This is a genomic window from Shewanella sp. SW32 (assembly GCF_025653365.1).
Lineage (GTDB): Bacteria > Pseudomonadota > Gammaproteobacteria > Enterobacterales > Shewanellaceae > Shewanella > Shewanella oncorhynchi.
On sequence record NZ_JAKKSJ010000088.1, the window covers coordinates 1 to 1260 of the forward strand.

Genomic DNA, 1260 nt, shown 5'->3' on the forward strand with positions numbered 1-1260 from the left:
TGTAGTGGTCAAGTAAAATTGGCCACGGTTTTAGAGTCATTCCAATATAAACGTTCTGACTCATTTGGCGTTAACCCACCATTATATTGATGGGGCCTAGTCTCGCTGTAATATCCAGTGATGTAATTTGTGATCTCTTTATCTGCTTCTGTAAAATTCCCATAACCACTTGCGGGTATCCACTCAGATTTCAAACTTCTAAAGAAACGCTCCATTGGTGCGTTATCCCAACAATTCCCGCGACGACTCATACTTTGCTCAATCTGAAGACGCCATATTAATTGTCTGAATTTCAAGCTCGTGTAATGTGAACCTTGATCGCTGTGATATATCACATTCTCAGGCTTACCTCTTAACTCAAATGCCATTTTCAAAGCTTTACAGGTCAGCTCACTATCTGGTGATAATGACAAAGCCCATCCAACAGGTTTGCGGGAAAATAAGTCCAAAACAACAGCTAGATAGGCCCAACGATTACCGACCCAAACATACGTCACGTCGCCACACCACACTTGATCTGGTTGAGTTACTGCAAACTGTCGATTAAGCGTATTGGGGATTGCAACATGCTCTTGTGTCGCTTTCCGATAAGAATGCTTAGGCTGCTGACAGCTTAATAACCCAAGTTTTTTCATTAGATTACGGGCTCGATAACGACTGAGACCAATCCCTTTGTTAGTCACTAATTGCGCTATCGTTCGAGCACCGGCAGAGCCATGACTAATAYGATGTGCGGCCTTCACTTCACTGCATAAAATAGTAAAGTCTGCATCAATATGTTCTTTTCTTTTTAGCCAATACTTATAGCTACTTCGATGYACTTTGAATGCATTACAAATTGTGAGAATAGAGTGGCTCTGCTTGAGTGCGCTGATTAGCGTAAATTGTTCATCGAGTCTGACATCAAGAGAGCGGTAGCCTTTTTTAGGATAAGATTGTGCTCCTCAAGACGAGCTATTTGCTTCTTCAGCTCACGGATTTCAATTTGTTCAGGGGTAATCGGAGATGCTTTTGGTGTGCCACCMTGGCGTTCTAGTTTTAACTGTCTCACCCATTTATCCATAGTGGACTTACCTACGTTCATCGCCTTTGCAGCTTCGATGATGCTATGGTTTTTATCGAGGACTAATTGGGCTGCTTCAAGTTTGAATTCAGCACTAAATGTTTTTCTGGTTGTCGATCTCATGTGTTCACCTAAAGTCATCTACGAGGTAATAATATCACCTCTATTTAGGTGGCCAAAATTAGTGTGCCACTACA

Annotated in this window: 1 protein-coding gene; it reads right to left on the minus strand. The window is 41.9% G+C overall.

Features of this window, described 5'->3' with window-relative positions:
- Nucleotides 1-8 precede the first annotated feature (8 nt).
- Nucleotides 9-1186 (minus strand): IS3-like element ISSba5 family transposase gene (locus L5M28_RS23890; RefSeq protein ID WP_263204537.1). Its coding sequence is split into 2 segments (ribosomal slippage): nt 9-928 and nt 928-1186, totalling 1179 coding nucleotides; the frame shifts between segments, so codons are not numbered across the junction.
- Nucleotides 1187-1260: the final 74 nt, after the last annotated feature.